A 19,137-nucleotide genomic window follows, 5' to 3' on the forward strand; every position below is an offset into this window, starting at 1 on the left:
TGAACGCTGGTACTCCCCTGGTTACAGGTTCCAGTTCGTTTTTACTTGGCACACGTCGATAAGGTATTTACAGCCAGCCTGACTGGACAGGCGAGGGGAGAGCGGCAGATTCTGCCCGGAAAAGGAGGGCAGGATATGAAGGATAAAAGAACGTTTCGGGCTAAATAGCTGCTCCGGGTAGTAGATCACTACCGGCAGCGGCCGGGTGCAGCTAAGCAGACTCGTCGCGCCAGGGATGGGAGTCCCCAGGGATAGGTCATCTTCTACGAGGGCAAGCCGGTGAAAGCCCGGATCCGGGCGCCTTCTGGCAACTGTGCGATGAATGCGGGAGTGAGCGTGCTGTTTTCCGCGCCTGCCGCTTTTCGCGCCATCCCCGCCTGCTTCTGATTCGGTTTCATACCGAGTCCTGAGTGTATTAAGGCATTAATCGAGCCTTGGCCCCTCTCGGGGCTTTTCTGTTGGTGTGGACTCGATTTGCACCAATATGGACCACCTGCACGGCGGTGTGCACCACTTTGGTGATAGGGACTCAATCAAGCGGTATAGCGGCGCGGTGAATTCTTTAATGCTGTATTTAATCTATTGAATTAATTGTTATTTTAATAATTGGCACGAATTCTGTTAAGGCTTGTGTACAGAATCTTCGACCCCGATGTGTCCATATGAACCAGCTCCAAGCACAAGCACCGCAAGCCGGCTCCGGTTACGGCCAAAAGCGTAGCTGGCCGGCGCACCTGCGCCTGCGGCTGGAAGCCGATCCTGTTCCTGCAGGAGGCAAGACCCGGCTCAAGGGGCTGGACTTTGCCGGCCCTCTGCGCATCCAGCGCCCCTTTTATCCGGAAGGGGGCACCTGCCACCTCTACCTGTTGCATCCCCCGGGTGGCCTGGTGTCCGGCGACCGACTGACTATCGAGGTGACCGCCGAGCCCGGCAGTCAGGCGCTGCTGACCACCCCTTCGGCGGGCAAGATCTACGGCCGGGACAGCGCCGGCGTGGCCCAGGGCCAGCAGGTGGTACTGCAGGTGGGCGAGGGCGCCACACTGGAGTGGCTGCCCCAGGAGACCATCGTCTACCGGGGTGCCAACGGGGAGCTCGGCACCAAGATCGAACTGGCCGAGGGCGGCCGTTTTATCGGCTGGGATCTGGTCTGCCTGGGCCGCCCGGCCGGCGAGCAGTGGTTCGATCAGGGCCACCTGACCCAGCGCCTGCAATTGTGCCGGGCAGGGCGGCTGCTGTTCAACGAGCGGCTCGACCTCGAGGGCCACGACTGGCTGCACCGGGGCCGGGTGGGGCTGAACGGCGGCTGCGTATTCGGCACCCTGATGGCGGTGGGTCCGGGGCTGGATGGCTCCCTTACCGGTGAACTACGCGACGCCCTGCCGAGCCCCGATTTCACCGTGACCGAACGCCTGGGCGTGCTGTTGGTGCGCTACCTGGGGCGCGACATGAACGCCTGCCGTGACGGCATGTGGCGGGCCTGGGGGCTGGTCCGCCCCGCCGTGCTCGGCCGGCCCGCCGTTATTCCCCGTATCTGGCTCACTTAGGAGAGACCCCAAAATGGAACTCAGTCCAAGAGAAAAGGACAAGCTGCTGTTGTTTACCGCCGCCCTGCTGGCCGAGCGCCGGCTGGCGCGCGGGCTCAGGCTCAACTACCCCGAGGCGGTGGCCTACCTGTCGGCGGCGGTGATGGAAGGCGCCCGCGACGGCCGCACCGTGGCCGAGCTGATGGGCGAGGGCCGCACCTGGCTGGGCCGCGACCAGGTGATGGAAGGGGTGGCCGAACTGGTGCAGGAAGTGCAAGTGGAGGCGACCTTTCCCGACGGCACCAAGCTGGTGACCCTGCATCAACCCATTCAATAAGGAGACGCCATGATACCGGGCGAATACCAACTGGTCGGGGGCGACATCGTCCTCAACGAAGGCCGTGAACGGCGTACCCTGAGCGTGGCCAACACCGGTGATCGGCCCATCCAGGTGGGCTCCCACTACCACTTTGCCGAGGTGAACCCGGCGCTGCTCCTGGACCGGGAGCAGGCGCTCGGCTTTCGCCTCGATATCGCCGCCGGCACCGCGGTGCGCTTCGAGCCGGGTCAGAGCCGCACCGTGCCCCTGGTGGCCCTGGGTGGCAAGCGGGAGGTCTATGGCTTTCGGGGCGAGGTGATGGGCCCTGTTTCACCCGACCAACAAGGAACGCAAGATGAGCAGGATTAGCCGGCAGGCCTATGCGGACATGTTCGGCCCCACCGTGGGCGACCGGGTGCGGCTGGCCGACACCGAGCTGTGGATAGAGGTGGAGCAGGACTACACCCGCTACGGCGAGGAAGTGAAGTTCGGCGGCGGCAAGGTGATCCGCGACGGCATGGGCCAGAGCCAGGCCGGTCGCGCCGACAGCGTCGATACAGTGATCACCAACGCCCTCATCCTGGATCACTGGGGCATCGTCAAGGCCGACGTGGCGCTGAAGGACGGCCGCATTCACGCCATCGGCAAGGCCGGCAACCCGGATATCCAGGACGGGGTCACCATCAACGTGGCGCCGGGCACCGAAGTGATCGCCGGCGAGGGGCTGATCCTCACTGCCGGCGGGGTGGACGCCCATATCCACTTTATCTGCCCGCAGCAGGTGGAGGAAGCGATCTGCTCCGGCATCACCACCATGCTCGGCGGCGGCACCGGCCCCGCCACCGGTACCAAGGCCACCACCTGTACCCCCGGCGCCTGGCATATCGCCCGCATGCTGCAGGCCACCGACCAGATGCCGATGAACTTCGGCTTTCTCGGCAAGGGCAACGCCAGCCGGCCCGAGGCCCTGCGCGAGCAGCTGGAGGCCGGCGCCATGGGGCTCAAGCTGCATGAGGACTGGGGCACCACCCCGGCGGCCATCGACTGCTGCCTGTCGGTGGCGGAAGAATACGACGTGCAGATCGCCATCCACACCGACACCCTCAACGAGTCGGGCTTCGTGGAAGACACCCTGGCCGCCTTCAAGGGCCGCACCATCCATACCTACCACACCGAGGGCGCCGGCGGCGGCCACGCACCGGACATCCTCACCGCCTGCAGCCTGCCCAATGTGCTGCCCTCGTCCACCAACCCGACCCGGCCCTACACGGTTAACACCGTGGACGAGCATCTGGACATGCTGATGGTATGCCACCACCTGGATCCCAACATCCCGGAAGACGTGGCCTTTGCCGACTCGCGTATCCGCAAGGAGACCATAGCGGCGGAAGACATCCTCCAGGATCTGGGGGTGATCTCGATGATCTCCTCCGACAGCCAGGCCATGGGGCGGGTGGGAGAGGTGGTGTGCCGCACCTGGCAGACCGCCCACAAGATGAAGGTGCAGCGCGGCCCGCTGCCGGAAGACCAGCGCCTGGGGGCCGACAACTTCCGTGCCAAGCGCTATGTCGCCAAGTACACCATCAACCCGGCCATCACCCACGGCATCAGTCACGAGGTGGGCTCGGTGGAGGTGGGCAAGCTGGCCGACCTGGTGCTGTGGAGCCCGGCCTTCTTCGGCATCAAGCCGGCGCTGATCCTCAAGGGCGGCAGCATCGCCTATGCGCCCATGGGGGACGCCAACGCCTCCATCCCCACGCCCCAGCCGGTGCACTACCGGCCCATGTTCGGCGCCCAGGGGCGGGCGGCGGCGGCCAGCAGCCTGACCTTTGTCAGCCAGGCGGCGCTGGCGCGGGATCTGGCCGGCGAGCTCGGCCTGACCCGCCCGCTTTCGGCCTGCCGCAACACCCGTAGCATCACCAAGGCAGACCTTATCCACAACGGCGCCACTCCGGTGCTTACCGTGGATGCCCAGAGCTACGAGGTACGCTGCGACGGCGAACTGCTGCACTGCGAGCCGGCCACGGTGCTGCCCCTGGCCCAGCTGTATTCGCTGTTTTAATCGGAGTGCGGTCGCCTTCTCGTCATTCCCGCGAAGGCGGGAATCCCGGGCCAGCGCCAGCGGGGAGTAGGCAGGAGCGGAAACAATCACTCATACCAAGAGGAAACTTATGCTGAAAATCACCCAAAACCTGGGTCAGACGGATGAACCGGCGCATGACCGCCTGACCCTGGCCTTCGAACTGCGCCAGAAGGGGCGCTTCAAAACCGTCAGCAACGCCGGTTCCGAAGTGGGTCTCTTCCTCGAGCGCGGCCAGGTGCTGGCCCAGGGCGACAAACTCCTGAGCGAGTGCGGCCAAGTGTTCGAGGTGGTGGCCCGGGCCGAGCCCATGGTCACCGCCCACGCCGCCGACTGGCCGGGCTTCGCCCGCGCCTGCTATCACCTGGGCAATCGCCACGTCACCCTGGAAATTGGCCCGCTCTGGCTGCGTTTTCCGCCGGATCACGTGCTGGAGCACCTGGCCGAGCACCTGGGCCTGCGGCTGGAGCACGGCGAGGCGCCCTTCAATCCCGAGTCCGGCGCCTATCAGGGCCTGGGTGGGCACCACCACGGGCATAGCCATGACCACTGAAGCGCATGAGCTGCTCTCCCTGCTGCATTTGGCGAGCCCGGCCCTGCCCATCGGCGGTTTCGCCTATTCCGCCGGCCTGGAGTCGGCCATCGAGCTGGGCTGGGTCAGCGACGAAGACAGCCTGGAGCAGTGGCTGGCCGGCGCCCTGCAGGGGCTGGCACACCTGGATCTGCCGGTGCTGCTGCGCCTGTACCGGGCCCTGGAGCAGGGAGATAACGACGCGTTGGCGCACTGGAACGACTTCGTGCGCGCCAGCCGCGAAACCCGCGAGCTGTTGTTCGAGGATGAACAGCAGGCCAGGGCCCTGGTACGGCTGCTGAAGGGGCAGGGTAGCGAGGTGGCTATGCTGCCCGCGCCGCCGGCGCTGATGAGCACCTGGGCCCTGGCGGCCCGGGAGTGGGGCCTGGGGGCCGGCCGGGCCCAGCTTGGTTTTATATGGAGCTGGCTCGAAAACCAGCTCACCGTAGCCAGCAAGACGCTGCCGCTCGGCCAGACCGCGGCCCAGCGGCTGTTGCTCAAGCTCAAGCCGGCCATGCAGGAGGCGCTGGCGCTGGCCGGGCGGCTGGATGACGACGAGCTGGGCCTGAGCCTGCCCGGCCAGGTGCATGCCAGCGCCCTGCACGAAACCCAATATTCCCGTTTATTCCGGAGTTGAATCATGAGTACACAATGTTTACGCGTAGGTGTGGGCGGGCCGGTCGGCTCGGGCAAGACGGCGCTGCTGCGCCAGCTATGCCTGGCCCTGCGGGATCACTATGACCTGGCGGTGGTCACCAACGACATCTATACCAAGGAAGACGCCGAATTCCTGCTGCGCAACGAAGCGCTGGCCGAGGATCGTATCATGGGGGTGGAAACCGGCGGCTGCCCGCACACCGCCATCCGCGAAGACGCTTCCATGAACCTGGCGGCCATCGATACCCTGCAGGAACGCCACCCCGGCCTCGAACTGGTGCTGGTGGAAAGCGGCGGCGACAACCTCTCCGCCACCTTCAGCCCCGAGCTGTCGGATCTTACCCTCTATGTGATCGACGTCTGCGCCGGCGACAAAATCCCCCGCAAGGGCGGCCCCGGCATCACCAAGTCCGACTTGCTGATCATCAACAAGACCGATCTGGCGCCCATGGTCAACGCCTCCCTGGAGGTGATGGACCGGGACGCCAAACGCATGCGCGGCGAGCGCCCCTTCGTCTTTACCAACCTGATGCGCGGCGACGGCCTGGGCGACATCATCCAGTTTATCCAGCAACAGGGCATGCTGCGCCCGCTGTCGGCCGACTTTGCCATAACAACCACAAAGGAAGGAGCATAACCATGAACAGAGCACTGATAGTACTGATGACCCTGGCCCCCGCCGCCGCTTTTGCCCACCCGGGCCATGGTGATCACGGCCTGGTATCCGGCTTCACCCACCCGCTGTTCGGCTGGGATCACCTGCTGGCCATGGTGGCGGTAGGGATGCTGGCGGTGCTGGGCCGGGAGCACAAGGCCTGGCAGTTGCCGGTGGCCTTTGTGGCGGCCATGGTGGCGGGCGCCCTGCTCGGCATCGGCGGGGTCGGTATTACCGGGGTGGAAACGGGCATTCTCGCCTCACTGGTGGTGCTGGGCGGCATGCTTGCCGCCGGCGTCACCGGTGTTACCGGACTGGCCCTGCTGCTGTGCGCCCTGTTCGGCCTGTTCCACGGCAACGCCCACGGCCTGGAGCTGCCGGCCCACGGCTCGGCGCTGGGTTACTTTGCCGGCTTCGTGGCCGCCACCGCCCTGCTGCATGCCGCCGGCTGGCTGGCCGCCGGCAAAATCCACGCCACCACGGTGCGCGTTGCCGGTGCCGCCATGGCCGGCGCCGGCCTGCTGGCGGCGATATAAACAACCGGAGCGGACTTTACCCTGGAGTGCAGGCGGCTCGCCTGCTTTCCCGCGCAGCGGGAACCTAGGGCCAGGCAAAGGCACCTCGGTTTGGGGTGGCCCCAACGCCGTCATCCCCGCGAAGGCGGGGAACCAGGGCAAAATGCACTCAACTGGGCAATGGCGCTGGGTCTGCATACGTGATGGACTCCCGCCTCGGGCCGCCCTGTCCCGTCGGTCAACTGGCCGGTCCTGTCATTGCCAAAGGCGTCTTTTGAGTCGATAATTTCCCTTTCTTACCACCTTTTCAGAGCAGACCCCCTATGCTGGAAAAATATTTTCATTTAAAGGAATTAAATACCAATGTACGCCAGGAGGTTGTGGCGGGCATCACCACCTTCCTCACCATGGCCTACATCATCTTCGTCAACCCGGCCATACTGGCCGATGCCGGCATGGACCGCGGCGCCGTCTTCGTGGCCACCTGCCTGGCTGCGGCCATCGGCTGTTTTATCATGGGCCTGCTGGCCAACTATCCCATCGCCCTGGCACCGGGCATGGGGCTCAACGCCTTCTTTACCTACACGGTGGTACTCACCGAAGGCTACAGCTGGCAAACCGCTCTGGGGGCCGTGTTTTTCTCCGGTGTTATCTTCGTGCTGCTCAGCCTGTTCAAGGTGCGGGAGTGGATCATCAACTCCATTCCCGGTCCGCTCAAAATCGGCATCGCCGCCGGTATCGGCCTGTTCCTGGCGCTGATCGGCCTGAAAAATGCCGGTATTATCGTCGATCATCCGGCGACCCTGGTCACCCTGGGCGATGTCACCAGCCTGCCGGTGGGCCTGGCGGCGCTGGGCTTCTTCCTGATTATCGGCATGGCGGCGCGTGGCATGCGCGGCGCCGTGATGATCGGCATCCTGGTGATCACCGGGCTCGGCATCGCCTTCGGTGACGTGCAGTATGCGGGCATCATGTCGGCTCCGCCGTCCATCATGCCGACCTTTATGCAGCTGGATATCGCCGGGGCCTTTAACCTGGCCATGCTGTCGGTGATCTTCGCCTTCCTATTCGTGGACCTGTTCGACACCTCAGGCACCCTGATCGCCGTGGCCCAGCGCGCCAAGTTGCTGGACGAACAGGGCCGGCTGCCGCGTCTGGGCCGGGCCCTGCTGGCCGACAGTACCGCCTCCATCACCGGCTCCATGCTGGGCACCTCCACTACCACTTCTTACGTGGAAAGCGCCGCCGGGGTGGCGGTGGGCGGCCGCAGCGGCCTGACCGCCGTGGTGACCGGCCTGATGTTCATCCTGGCACTGCTGTTCTCGCCCCTGGCGGGCATGGTACCGGCCTATGCCACCGCCGGCGCCCTGGTGTACGTGGCGGTGCTGATGATGGGGCAGCTCAGCCACCTGCACTGGGACGACATCACCGAAGCGGTCCCGGCGGTGGTAGTGGTGGCCATGATGCCCTTCACCTTCTCCATCGCCCATGGCATCGCGCTCGGCTTTATCAGCTTCGTCGGCGTCAAGCTGCTGTCCGGCCGGGCCAGTGAGATCAGCACCACCGTCTGGGTGCTGGCCCTGCTCTTCGTGGTGAAGTTTGCGGTAGGCCTGTAATCCGCGGCGGGGGCCTGGTCGACTGAAGTCGACCCTACGGTGCCTGCAGCCTCAGGCGACAACAAAAAAGCCCCGGAAATCCGGGGCTTTTTGCGCTGTGGCCGGGGCCCTGTCAGGGCTGCTCTTCCACCGTGGCCGGGGTGCCGGCCGGGCGGTATTTCAGCAGGAAGGCGACGGTAAAGGCCAGGGCTACACCTAGGCCGATCAGGGTGGCCGGCTGCATCCCCAGGCCGAAGCCGATATCCGCATGGGCCAGGTAGGTGAAGGTGACCGCCGTCATAAAGATGGCGGGCAGGGTGCACACCCAGTGCAGCTTGCCTTCCCTGGCCAGGTAGGCCGCGGCGGCCCACAACATGATCATGGCGGTGGTCTGGTTGGCCCAGCCGAAGTAGCGCCAGATCACGCCGAACTCGGCCTGGGTGATCAGGTAGCCGACCACGAACATGGGCAGGGAGATCAGCAGCCGCTTGGGCAGGGACTGCTGGGGCAGCTTGAGGAAGTCGGCGATGATCAGGCGGGCGCTGCGAAAGGCGGTGTCGCCCGAGGTGATCGGCAGTATCACCACGCCCAGTATGGCCAGCACGCCGCCCACCACGCCCAGCAGGCTGGTGGAAACCTGGTGCACCACGGCGGCCGGGCCGCCGCTGGCCAGTACAGCATTCAACGCCTCCGGGCTTTCATAGAAGGAGATGCCGAGACTGCACCAGATCAGCGCTATTACCCCTTCGCCGATCATGGCGCCGGTGAAGATAAAGCGGCCGGAGCGCTCGTTCTGCATGCAGCGGGCCATCAGCGGGGACTGGGTGGCGTGAAAGCCGGACACGGCGCCGCAGGCGATGGTGATAAACAGCAGCGGCCACAGCGGCAGCCCGTCCGGATGCAGGTTGCCGAAGTCGAGCCCGCCCGAGTGGAAGCCGTTGCCGCTGGCGAACTGGCCCAGCAGCAGGCCGACCGACATGAACACCAGCAGGGCGCCGAAGATGGGATAGAGGCGGCCGATGATCTTGTCGATCGGCACCAGGGTGGCGATGATGTAATAGGCGAAGATGGCGGCCACCCAGGCGGCGACCGTGGTGCCGGAGAGATCGCCCAGCAGCTTGGCCGGGCCCAGCACGAACACCACGCCCACCAGCAATAGCAGCAGCACGGCGAAGATATTCATAAAGTGCTTGGCGAAGCTGCCCAGTTGCTGGCCGACCACGGTGGGCACCGAGGCGCCTTTGGCCCGTACCGACAGCATGCCGGAAAAGTAGTCGTGCACGGCGCCGGCGAAGACGCAGCCGAATACGATCCAGAGCATGGCCACGGGGCCGTAGAGGGCGCCCAGTATGGGGCCGAAGATGGGGCCCAGCCCGGCGATGTTCAGCAGCTGCACCAGGTAGACCTTCTTGTCCGACATGGGCACATAGTCGACCCCGTCGGCCATGGTGACCGCCGGGGTATCCAGCTCGGGCCGGGGCCCGAACAGGCGTTCGATGAATTTTCCGTAGGTGAAGTAACCGGCTATCAATAAGCCGATGCAGAGTAAAAGCCACGTCATAACACTGCTCCTTGTCTGTGAACGGGTTGTTAACGGATTGCAGTGTATGGATCCGGCCGGCAAAATCCCGGTGAGATTGGGTGAGCGGTCATATGGCCCGCCAAGCGGTCCGCCGCCCTCCCGGAGCAGGGCCGGAAGGTGAGCGGTATCACGTTGCGGTGAAGCCGAAATGGTCCTTGAGAAACTTCAGGTAGCGGCGGCTGACCGGCAGGGCGTGGCCATGGCGGGTCTTGAGCTCGGCGGCATGGTTGTCCAGCAGGACTATCTCGCGGATTGCCTCGCCGCGGACCAGGTACTGGCGGTGAATACGCAGCAGGGGGCTGCGCGATTCCAGCGCCTTGAGGGTGAGCTGGGCATGGTAGGTGGCCTCGGCGGTCACCAGGTGGACACCGCCGAGATCCGAATAGGCGTATTCCACCTCGTCGATGGGCACCAGGCGGATGCGCTGGTGCTGGTAGCAGGGCACCATCCGCAGGGGCGGGGTCACCGCCGTCAGATCCTGGGGCGCCAGTGCTTGCGACAGCCGGGCCAGGGTCTTGTGCAGGCGGGCCGGGGCCACGGGCTTGAGCAGGTAGTCGAAGGCGTTGTCCTCGAAGGCCTGCACCGCGTAGTCGTCGAAGGCGGTAACGAACACCACCCGGGGCATACGGGCGGGATCGAGCAGGGCCAGCAGTTCCAGCCCGCTGACCTTGGGCATCTGGATGTCGAGGAAGACCACATCGGGCTGCAGCCGGTTGAGCAGGGCCAGCGCTTCCAGGGCGTTGCCGGCTTGTGCCAGCACGGTGACGTTTTCGGCGCGCAGCAGTTCGGCCAGCTCGGTGCGGGCATAGGGTTCGTCGTCGACGACAAGGGCACTGATCATGGGGTGGCCTCCGTAACGGGCAGTGACACCGTGACCCGGGTCCAGTGTTCCGGTTCGCATTCTACCTGTACCCCGTACTGGTCGCCATAGAGGGACTTGACCCGCTTGTCGACCAGGCCGAGGCCGAGTCCGTCCGACCGGGGAGCGGGCTGGTAGTGGCCGGCGTTATCGGTGATCTCTAGCCGCATCTGTTCGCCCTCCCTTCGTGCCTCTACCCTGATATCGCCCTGCTCCAGCAGGGTGGAGGTGCCGTGCTTGATGGCGTTCTCGATGATGGGCTGCAGGGTGAAGGTGGGCAGCCGCTGCTCCAGCAGGGCCTCGGGCACGTCGAAGCCGACCCTGAGCCGGTCGCTGAAGCGGGCCTGCTCTATCGCCAGGTAAGCCTGCACGTGCTCCAGCTCTTCCTTCAGGGTGGTGTGCTCGCCGGAACGTTTCAGGTTCTTGCGGAAAAAGTGGGACAGGTGCAGCAGCAGGGCCCTGGCCTTGTCCGGATCCAGCCGGATGATGGCGCCGATGGTGTTGAGCGCGTTGAACAGGAAATGGGGGTTGACCTGGGCGTGGACCAGTTTCAGCTCGGCCTGGGTCAGCAACTGCTGCTGGCGCTCCAGCTGACCGCTGAGGATCTGGTGAGCCATCAGCTCGGCAATGCCTTCGCCCAGGGTGCGGTTGATCTTGAGGAACAGCCGTTTCTTGGGCTCGTAGAGCTTGATGGTACCGAGGATGCCGTTGCAGCCCTTGATCGGGATCACCAGCACCGAGCCCAGCTTGCAGTCGGCGGCGAGGGAGCAGGCATAGGGCGCCTGGTAGCCGTCGGCGAATTTCACCTGTTGATCCGCTATCGCCTCCAGGGTCATGGCCGAGGAGATGGGGGTGCCCGGCCGGTGATGCTCGTGGCCCAGGCCGGTGAAGGCCAGGATCTTTTCCCGGTCGGTAATGGCGACGGCGGCGACCCCTATCTCCTGGTGCAGTATGCGGCAGATCTGCTCGGCGGACTCCCGGCCGAAGCCCCTGGCCATGATGCCCACGGTGCGGCGGGCGATGGCCAGGGCCCTGGCCGAATAGGTGCTGGAGAATTTTTCATGCATGGTCTTCTGGTCGCGGATCATGCTGATAAAGAGCGCGGCGCCGGTGGCGTTGGCGAGCAGCATGGGCAGGGCGATCAGCTGCACCAGGGCCCAGGCCTGCTCGAAGGGGCGGGCGACCAGCAGTATGGTGCCCATCTGCAGGGCTTCCGCCGCCAGGGTGGTGAAGAAGGCGATGCGAGGGGAGAAAAGGGCGGTGATATTGCCCTTCCTGACCAGCCAGAAGTGCACCATCCCGCCCAGCAGGCCTTCCAGGGTGGTGGAGATGGCGCAGGCCAGGTCGGTAAAGCCACCCATGGAGTAGCGGTGCAGGCCGCCGGTCAGTCCGACCAGAAAACCGATAACGGGACCGCCCAGCAGGCCGCCGAGCACGGCCCCCACCGCGCGGGTGTTGGCGATGGCGTCCTGTACCGCCAGGCCGAAGTAGCTGCCCATGATGCAGAAACCGGAAAAAACAAAATAAATCAGCAGCTTGTGTGGCAAGCGCATGGAGTAATTGGCCATGGGTCTGAACAGCGGCGACTTGGAAAACAGATAGGCGATTACCAAAAAGACGCTCATCTGCTGCAGCAGGGAGAGGATCAACAACATCCGCAAGGCTCCTCGGGGTCGCTCCGCCAGGCCTCGGTGGCCGGCATGGTTCAGGAGGCTATTGTCGGCCCTGAGCGGCGGCAAGTAAATGCGGTCTGCATTGCCCCGCAGAGCAGTCAGATTTCCCGTTATTCCCGCGACTTGCCGTCACTGGCGAAGGCGGGAGTCCAGGGTACTGGCAGAAAAACCGAGCCGGCTTTATGGATCCCCGCCTTCGCGGGGATGACGGGGATGCAGGGATGACGGAGGATAAGGTTCCCGCGGGAATGACCTCAACCGGCCGGTTAAAACTCGGCGTTGCGCGGGGTGCGGGGGAAGGGGATAACGTCGCGCACGTTGGCCATGCCGGTCACGTAGGCCACCAGGCGCTCGAAGCCGAGGCCGAAACCGGAGTGGGGCACGGTGCCGTAGCGGCGCAGATCCCGGTACCACCAGTAGTCTTCCTTGTTCAGGCCCATTTCTTCCAGGCGCTTGTCCAGCACTTCCAGCACTTCCTCCCGCTGGGAGCCGCCGATGATCTCACCGATGCCCGGGGCCAGCACGTCCATGGCCGCTACGGTTTCGCCGTCCGGGTTCAGCTTCATGTAGAAGGCCTTGATGTGCCGCGGGTAGTTCTTCACCACCACCGGAGCCTTGAAGTGTTCTTCCGCCAGGTAGCGTTCGTGCTCGGAGGAGAGGTCGATACCCCATTCCACCGGGAACTCGAACTGGCGGCCACTTTCTTGCAGGATGCGCACCGCGTCGGTGTAATCCACCTGGGCGAAGTCTTTTTCCACAAAGTCCTGCAACCGGGTCACCGCGTCCTTGCTGACCCGCTCGGCGAAGAAGCTCATGTCGTCCATGCGCTCCTCGAGCACGGCCCTGAACACATACTTCAGCATGTCTTCGGCCAGGGCGGCGATGTCGTTCAGGTCGGCGAAGGCCACTTCCGGCTCGATCATCCAGAACTCGGCCAGGTGGCGGCTGGTGTTGGAGTTTTCGGCGCGGAAGGTGGGGCCGAAGGTGTAGATTTTGCTCAGCGCGCAGGCGTAGGTCTCGCCGTTCAGCTGGCCGGACACGGTAAGGAAGGCTTCTTTGCCGAAGAAGTCTTCGCCGTAGTCTACATTGCCCTTGTCGGTGCGTGGCAGGTTGTGCATATCCAGGGTGGAAACCCGGAACATCTCACCGGCGCCCTCGGTGTCGGAGGCGGTGATAATGGGGGTGGCTACCCAGACATAGCCGCGCTCGTGGAAAAAGCGGTGAATGGCCTGGGACAGGCAGTTGCGTACCCGGGCCACGGCGCCGATCAGGTTGGTGCGCGGGCGCAGGTGGGCGTATTCGCGCAGGTATTCGATGGAATGGCGCTTGGCGGCCATGGGATAGGTGTCGGGATCGTCCACCCAGCCTACCACCTCGACCTCGGTGGCCTGCAGTTCGAAAGCCTGGCCCTGGCCCTGGGATTCGGCCACGGTGCCGGTCACCTCCACGGAGCAGCCGGTAGTCAGACGCACCACTTCAGACTGATAATTCGCAACGTTATTGGGCACCACGGCCTGCACCGGATTGAAGCAGCTGCCGTCGTGTACCGCCAAAAACGAAATGCCCGCCTTGGAGTCACGGCGAGTACGAATCCACCCTTTAACAGTAAGGGTGGTACCAACGGGATATTTGCCCGCCAGCACATCTGCAACGGATGCGTGGGTCATCTTGAATGGCTCTCCAGCTTTAAACTAAATCGGCGCCCGGCCGATAGACTATATATAAGGGGGCTAATGTTACCCTTGTAGCCTCAGGACTCAAGCAAAAGATGTGCGTGGAGGTACCTATGATACAGCAACGCATCGACTGGCTGGGCAGGTTGCTGGCCGGCATGACCCTGGGAGGATGGGCGCTTTATATTCTGCTGCTGATCCTGTTCCACTACGGCCGGCCCGAGCAGGAATTCGGCTACCTGCGCTACCTGGAGGTGGAAGTGCGCACCCATTGGCTGAGCCTGCCGACCTTTTGGTTTCATATGGGAATTTGGGGTGCCCTGGGGCTGGCGGTGACCACCTTTACCCTGGTGCACCGCAAGGGGCATCGCCACAGCCAGTTCCTTAAGGTGTACCTGGTGATGCTGGCCTCGGCCGCCGTCTTTACCCTGCTGCTGTTCTACTTCTATCCGGAGTAGCCGAGATTCTTTATTACCCGTGGCGGGTGGAATACAGTCAGCCGAGAGCCGTTTTTTTGACCATACTTAAGCCAACCATAATCCCAGGGAGGGGAGATGATGTTGCGTTTAATCATGGTGCTGCTGGTGCTCGCCTGGCCGTTGCAGGCCGCGCAGCCCTTGCGATGGCACAGCGATAATGCCCTGAACGAAGCCGGCCAGCTGTTGCACGAACTGCTGTTGCCGGAGCCCGCCGCCTTTGCCTCCCTGCCGCTGCCGGAGCGGGATGCCTGGCTTAGCCGGGAATGGCGCCGGGTGCTGGCCGAGCGGGAACGCTTTACCCAATATCGGCTGCCGCCGGAGCGGGGCGAGTCCGGCTTCGGCGACGCCCTGGCCGGCGGCGAGCTGGTTGCCTACCTGCGCCGCCAGCAGCCGGATTACCCCGGCTACCGGCAACTCAAGCAGCATTACCATGCCCTTGCCGGGCTCGGCCATTACACGCCGCTGCCGCCCGGCGCCGAAGTGCGCCCCGGCGAACGGGATGCGACCATTCCCGCCCTGCGCCAGCGGCTGAGTGAGCTGGGCTATGGCCTGGCGCCGCCACGCGGGCGGGCGGATGCCCTGGATGCCTCCCTGAGCGAGGTGCTGAAAGGCCTGCAACAGGCCCATGGCCTGGTGGCCAACGGCCGGCTGAACGACGACACCCGGGCTATCCTTTCCCGCTCGCCGGCCGAGATCCGGGCCGAGTTGCGGCACAACCTGCGCCGCTGGCTGTTGCTGCCGCCGGCGGCGCCGGACCGTTATGTGCTGGTGAATATTCCCGCCTACCGGCTGACGCTGATGCAAAACCAGCGGCCGGAGCTTGAAATGAAAGTAATAGTGGGCCGGCCCGACTGGCCCACCCCGGCCCTGGCCACCCATATCGACGGCCTCAAGGTCAACCCCGACTGGACGCCCACCGCCAATATCATCCGCGAAGACCTGCTGCCGGCCCAGCGCCGCGACAGCGGCTTCCTGATACGCAATGGCTTCAGCGTGTGGCTGCCGGGAGAGAGCAGCAGCCAGGACCCCGGCACCATCAACTGGCTGCAGCCGCCCGCCGGGCTCAGGCTGGTACAGGCCCCCGGGCCCAGCAACGCCCTGGGCCGGCTGAAGTTCGAAATGCACAACAGGTTCGACGTTTACCTGCACGACACGCCGGACAAAAGCCTGTTCGGTGAAGCCCACCGGGCCCTGAGCCACGGCTGCGTGCGCCTGGCCGAGCCCGAACGGCTGGCCGCCGGCCTGGGCTGGTCTTTACCCGCGGGCAACCAGACCCGCATTCTGCCGGTTTCCGGCCGGGTGCCCGTTTACCTGGTGTATTTCACCGCCTGGGTGGAACAGGGCCGCCTGGTTTTTGCCAGGGATATTTATGGGAATAATGTATGAGGCGCCTCGCCATTCCCGCGGCCACCTCCGTCATTCCCGCGGCCACCCCCGTCATTCCCGCGGCCACCCCCGTCATTCCCGCGGAGGCGGGAATCCAGGGCAGACATCACCGGGCCAGCAAGTGTAAATGGAGCGAAGGAAGCTCGCCGTTACTCCCGCGACCATCTTCGCCATTCCCGTGACCACCCTCGTCATTCCCGCGAAGGCGGGAATCCAGGGGCAGTCGCCCGGACACGAGTAGCAAGGAGTAAGGAACAAGGAGTAAGGAACAAGGAGCAAGGAACAAGGAACAAGGAACAACGGATCAAGTAACCACCAGCCACAAGGACGCCATATGCTGGTTGAACAAATCAGACTGCTGCTGCAGGACGAGCAGGGCATTACCAAGGTGGAATACGCCGTGGCCGGCACCCTGCTGGCCATAGCGGTGATCCTGGCGTTCGGCCAGCTCGGCGGGGCCGTGGCCAGGGTCATCTTCTACCTGGCCCGGCTGCTGGGGGGAGACACTGAGGAAGAACCCTGAGCCGGCCCACCAACGGAATGGATGAGTACACAAGGATGACGACAATGCAGAACATCAACGGAAAAATAGCAACAAAACGCCAGCGGGGCCTGACCATGGTGGAATACGCCCTGGCCGGCGCCTTGCTCAGCGCCACCGTGGCGCTTTCCTTTACCGCTCTGTCCATCGCCGTGGACGCCTCCATCAGCCAACTGGCCGGCCTGCTGGCGCAGCTGCCCGGCGAGGGCGGAGGAGCAGAAACCGGCACTCCCGGCCAGGATGATAACATCACCGATAGCGGTAGTGGCTCCGGTAACAATGGCAACGGTTGCACCAGCTCCAATGGCAAGCCAAAAAAATGTAGCTAAATCAAAAGCTCTATATATCTTAATGCGCCACTGCCGCCAATCCTGCCGGCTGTTTGCGGGCGGCCGGTTGTTGCCGTAGCCGGCGCTTTAGCTGCCGGGCAAGTGCCGCCGGCAGCAACATACGCCGCCTTGTTATAATGGCTTCTCGCTTAGCATTTTTTCTCTCATAAAAGCCGTTTGTTATTCGAGCAACCATACCAATTGATGACCAGATAACGCTTTTTTAATCCATTTGAGTACGGTGCAATCCGGTTTTCTAAAAAATAGAAAGGTCAGCCCGGATCCGGCGGGTAAAGCTTCTAAAAAAGTCCGCTTTTTTGATATGGGCGGGGTTGCAGGACTGCACTATACCTAATGTAAGCACTTTGCTTGGGACCGGAACCTGTCCGGGGCATATAATCGAGCGGGAAAGGAGGCGGCGCGACTATATGAGTATTCCGGATGTGCGTTATGCATGTTCAATTGCCGGAAGTATCCGGCTTCTTTAGTGGTAATCAGTGCTTTCCATGACTTTTAGTATGGAAGTAAAAATACGCAACAAGGATAGAGGGTATTTTTATGTTGATTTTAAAAGAATTGAATCGTCTTATCGAAGATGAAGATGGTCTGACTACGGTTGAATATGCGGTGGCCGGTGCTTTGGTTGCAGCTACGGTGGTTTTGGCATTTACAGAGCTAGGCCAAGAAGTAGAAGAGGCAATTAGTGGTCTTTGCGATACACTCGCCGACGCCAATAATGCTGGTGACACTTGCTCTTGATTATTTAAGTTAAGGCTGCAGGGTAGTGAGACTACTCTGCATCTTTTTGTAAATGGTGACGCTATGGAACAGCTACCATTGTTTGCGTTTCTTGGTTCAGCGATATGGTTGGATTTGATAAGTCATAAGATACCCAATTGGCTGACGTTAAGTTTTATTCCATTGTCTTTTGTTTATCACGGATTTTTGGGGCAAGGAGTACCTTTTAGTCTGACTGGGCTGGTGTATGCATTTGTTTTATTATTCCCCCTGTTTTTCTTTCGGCTTCTTGCTGGCGGCGATGTCAAGCTGGGCCTGGCCATCGGCACCTTTGTGGGCTGGCAGGTCTTTCTGGAATCCCTGCTCTATGGCCTGATTATCGGCCTGCCCCTGGTCTTGTTTCTGGCCTGGCGCCGGGTGGGCTGGCAGGGCTTTAAAACCACCTTTAGCCGCTACGGCATTATTTTGGGTACCCGCCGCTATCTGGCGCCGGTCGACAATGAAGTAGCCGGACTCAAGGTGCCCTATGGCCCGGCCCTGGCGCTGGGGGCCGGGCTGGCGGTGGCGCTGAACCACTTTAATATTTTTACCCTGGTGTCGTAGGGGCGAATAAATTCGACCCTGCAAAAGCGGCAGGGGGCGGTGCAGGCCCCCTGCTGATGCTGCCGGCAACTTCCAGCCTCTGGCTTCAAGCTTTCGGCTTATAACAGGAGGTACAAGGATGTATTTGCCCAAACCCAAAACCCTGGCCGACACCGGCCTTAGCCGCGAGCTGCTGTTTCGCCTTGTGCTGCGCCATTTGCAGGAAGAAGGCAGCCTCTCGCTGCCCACCTTGAGCGAGCGGCTCTGCCTGCGCGGCAGCATTGTCGAGCCGTTGTTACAGGAGCTGAAAACCCTGCAACTGGTGGAGGTGCGCGCCTCGGGCCGGATGGAAGAGCCCATTCGCTATGCCCTTACCGGCAAGGGCCAGTACGAGGCCCAGGAACACAGCGCCCGCGACGGCTATATAGGCCCGGCGCCCATTCCCCTGGCCGACTATAACCGGCTGGTGCTGGCCCAGGCCCTGGGCGAGCGCAGCATTCGCCGCGAGCGGTTGGTGGCCGCGCTGGACAATATGGTGATAAGTCAGGATCTTATCAATACCCTGGGGCCGGCGCTGAATTCACGCCGGCCCCTGCTGATCTACGGCCATGCGGGCACCGGTAAAAGTTTTCTGTGCCACCGCTTTAACCAGATTTTCGATGAAAGTGTTTATGTGCCCCATGCCATCGCGGTGCAGAATACCATTATCCCGGTATTCGATCCCCTCTATCACTGGCGGCTGGACGAACCGGATAAAGAAGAGCGGGATGAACGCTATATTCCCTGCCGGCGCCCGCTGGTCATGGTGGGCGGTGAATTGAAGCTGGATATGCTGGAAGTACACTTCGACCGCCAGGCCCGGCAATACAGCCCGCCCTTGCAGCTCAAGGCCAATAACGGCGTCTTTCTTATCGACGACCTGGGGCGGCAGAGTTTTTCCGCCGACCAGCTGTTTAACCGCTGGATAGTGCCGATGGAAGAACGGCGCGACTTTTTGTCTTTGCCCAACGGGTTGCATTTCGATATTCCCTTCGAGCAGATACTGGTGTTTTCCACCAACCTGGAGCCGGAAACCATTGCCGACGAGGCGTTTTTACGCCGCCTGGGTTATAAGATTCAGCTGCAGGCCATGCCGGTGGAATTGTATCGGCAGGTCTGGAATATGAACCTGGAAAAATACCAGCTGGTGGCCACCGAGCAGTTGTTCAATTTTATGGTAGATGAACTGCATAAAAACAACGCCAAACCGCTGATTGCCTGCTACCCGCGGGATATATTGGGTATCGCCCGCGATATCATGCATTTTAACGGCCAGGCCGGCCGGCCATTGAGTGAAGAAATTTTGCGCCAGGCATGGAACATGTATTGTGTGCACTGACT

Annotated in this window: 21 protein-coding genes; 16 read left to right on the forward strand and 5 right to left on the reverse strand. The window is 62.8% G+C overall.

What is annotated here, in order from left to right; genetic code table 11:
• Nucleotides 1-263 precede the first annotated feature (263 nt).
• Nucleotides 264-398, reverse strand: a complete 135-nt coding sequence (locus tag ACEVBK_RS07005) for a hypothetical protein (RefSeq protein ID WP_375057884.1) — start codon at nucleotides 396-398, stop codon at nucleotides 264-266.
• Nucleotides 399-662: 264 nt separating this feature from the next.
• Between ACEVBK_RS07005 and ACEVBK_RS07010 the strand changes: the two genes are divergently transcribed.
• The 9 genes from ACEVBK_RS07010 (at nucleotide 663) to ACEVBK_RS07050 (ending at nucleotide 7,936) form a co-directional block, all read left to right on the forward strand.
• On the forward strand, nucleotides 663-1,544 hold the full coding sequence (locus ACEVBK_RS07010) for an urease accessory protein UreD (protein WP_375057886.1): 882 nt from the start codon (nucleotides 663-665) through the stop codon (nucleotides 1,542-1,544).
• 13 nt (nucleotides 1,545-1,557) lie between these two features.
• Entirely contained in the window at nucleotides 1,558-1,860 is a 303-nt protein-coding gene (locus ACEVBK_RS07015) for an urease subunit gamma (RefSeq protein WP_375057887.1), read from the forward strand.
• A gap of 9 nt (nucleotides 1,861-1,869) precedes the next feature.
• A complete protein-coding gene (locus ACEVBK_RS07020; protein ID WP_375057888.1) occupies nucleotides 1,870-2,211 on the forward strand; it encodes an urease subunit beta in 342 nt (113 codons plus the stop codon).
• Nucleotides 2,198-3,904: an urease subunit alpha gene (gene ureC, locus ACEVBK_RS07025; protein ID WP_375057889.1), complete on the forward strand. Its 1,707-nt coding sequence runs from the start codon at nucleotides 2,198-2,200 to the stop codon at nucleotides 3,902-3,904. The genes ACEVBK_RS07020 and ureC overlap by 14 nt, the downstream gene beginning before the upstream one ends.
• A 109-nt stretch (nucleotides 3,905-4,013) precedes the next feature.
• Nucleotides 4,014-4,475, forward strand: a complete 462-nt coding sequence (ureE, locus tag ACEVBK_RS07030; protein WP_375057890.1) for an urease accessory protein UreE — start codon at nucleotides 4,014-4,016, stop codon at nucleotides 4,473-4,475.
• Complete coding sequence (locus ACEVBK_RS07035) at nucleotides 4,465-5,130, forward strand: urease accessory protein UreF (RefSeq protein ID WP_375057891.1); 666 nt, start codon at nucleotides 4,465-4,467, stop codon at nucleotides 5,128-5,130. The genes ureE and ACEVBK_RS07035 overlap by 11 nt, the downstream gene beginning before the upstream one ends.
• 3 nt (nucleotides 5,131-5,133) lie before the next feature.
• On the forward strand, nucleotides 5,134-5,787 hold the full coding sequence (ureG, locus tag ACEVBK_RS07040; RefSeq protein WP_375057893.1) for an urease accessory protein UreG: 654 nt from the start codon (nucleotides 5,134-5,136) through the stop codon (nucleotides 5,785-5,787).
• A gap of 2 nt (nucleotides 5,788-5,789) precedes the next feature.
• A complete protein-coding gene (locus ACEVBK_RS07045) occupies nucleotides 5,790-6,341 on the forward strand; it encodes a HupE/UreJ family protein (RefSeq protein ID WP_375057894.1) in 552 nt (183 codons plus the stop codon).
• Nucleotides 6,342-6,643: 302 nt separating this feature from the next.
• On the forward strand, nucleotides 6,644-7,936 hold the full coding sequence (locus ACEVBK_RS07050; RefSeq protein ID WP_375057895.1) for an NCS2 family permease: 1,293 nt from the start codon (nucleotides 6,644-6,646) through the stop codon (nucleotides 7,934-7,936).
• 112 nt (nucleotides 7,937-8,048) lie between these two features.
• On the opposite strand, the gene ACEVBK_RS07055 is transcribed toward ACEVBK_RS07050, so the two are convergent.
• From ACEVBK_RS07055 to asnS, 4 genes are all read right to left on the reverse strand, one after another.
• Nucleotides 8,049-9,476, reverse strand: a complete 1,428-nt coding sequence (locus tag ACEVBK_RS07055) for a carbon starvation protein A (RefSeq protein ID WP_375057896.1) — start codon at nucleotides 9,474-9,476, stop codon at nucleotides 8,049-8,051.
• 148 nt (nucleotides 9,477-9,624) lie between these two features.
• Complete coding sequence (btsR, locus tag ACEVBK_RS07060; protein WP_375057897.1) at nucleotides 9,625-10,338, reverse strand: two-component system response regulator BtsR; 714 nt, start codon at nucleotides 10,336-10,338, stop codon at nucleotides 9,625-9,627.
• Nucleotides 10,335-12,011: a LytS/YhcK type 5TM receptor domain-containing protein gene (locus ACEVBK_RS07065; protein WP_375057898.1), complete on the reverse strand. Its 1,677-nt coding sequence runs from the start codon at nucleotides 12,009-12,011 to the stop codon at nucleotides 10,335-10,337. Before ACEVBK_RS07065 ends, btsR begins: the two co-directional genes overlap by 4 nt.
• A gap of 284 nt (nucleotides 12,012-12,295) precedes the next feature.
• Nucleotides 12,296-13,696, reverse strand: a complete 1,401-nt coding sequence (gene asnS / locus ACEVBK_RS07070) for an asparagine--tRNA ligase (protein ID WP_375057899.1) — start codon at nucleotides 13,694-13,696, stop codon at nucleotides 12,296-12,298.
• Between the two features lie 119 nt (nucleotides 13,697-13,815).
• Here asnS and ACEVBK_RS07075 point away from each other — a divergent pair, with 119 nt between their 5' ends.
• From ACEVBK_RS07075 to ACEVBK_RS07105, 7 genes are all read left to right on the forward strand, one after another.
• Nucleotides 13,816-14,160 carry a hypothetical protein gene (locus tag ACEVBK_RS07075; protein ID WP_375057900.1) on the forward strand — a complete coding sequence of 115 codons (345 nt, stop codon included), beginning with the start codon at nucleotides 13,816-13,818 and terminating at the stop codon, nucleotides 14,158-14,160.
• 96 nt (nucleotides 14,161-14,256) lie between these two features.
• Nucleotides 14,257-15,567 (forward strand): L,D-transpeptidase family protein, encoded by a 1,311-nt coding sequence (locus ACEVBK_RS07080; protein WP_375057901.1) that lies wholly within the window; start codon nucleotides 14,257-14,259, stop codon nucleotides 15,565-15,567.
• Between the two features lie 334 nt (nucleotides 15,568-15,901).
• Entirely contained in the window at nucleotides 15,902-16,090 is a 189-nt protein-coding gene (locus tag ACEVBK_RS07085; RefSeq protein WP_375057902.1) for a Flp family type IVb pilin, read from the forward strand.
• Between the two features lie 44 nt (nucleotides 16,091-16,134).
• The gene (locus tag ACEVBK_RS07090) at nucleotides 16,135-16,437 is read left to right on the forward strand and encodes a Flp family type IVb pilin (protein WP_375057903.1); all 303 of its coding nucleotides are present in this window, start codon (nucleotides 16,135-16,137) and stop codon (nucleotides 16,435-16,437) included.
• 558 nt (nucleotides 16,438-16,995) lie between these two features.
• Nucleotides 16,996-17,196, forward strand: coding sequence for a Flp family type IVb pilin (locus tag ACEVBK_RS07095; protein WP_375057904.1), 201 nt, complete (start codon nucleotides 16,996-16,998; stop codon nucleotides 17,194-17,196).
• A gap of 63 nt (nucleotides 17,197-17,259) precedes the next feature.
• A complete protein-coding gene (locus tag ACEVBK_RS07100; protein WP_375057905.1) occupies nucleotides 17,260-17,778 on the forward strand; it encodes a prepilin peptidase in 519 nt (172 codons plus the stop codon).
• Nucleotides 17,779-17,896: 118 nt separating this feature from the next.
• On the forward strand, nucleotides 17,897-19,135 hold the full coding sequence (locus tag ACEVBK_RS07105; RefSeq protein WP_375057906.1) for an AAA family ATPase: 1,239 nt from the start codon (nucleotides 17,897-17,899) through the stop codon (nucleotides 19,133-19,135).
• Nucleotides 19,136-19,137: the final 2 nt, after the last annotated feature.

Source organism: Zobellella sp. DQSA1, from assembly GCF_041950555.1.
Lineage (GTDB): Bacteria > Pseudomonadota > Gammaproteobacteria > Enterobacterales > Aeromonadaceae > Oceanimonas.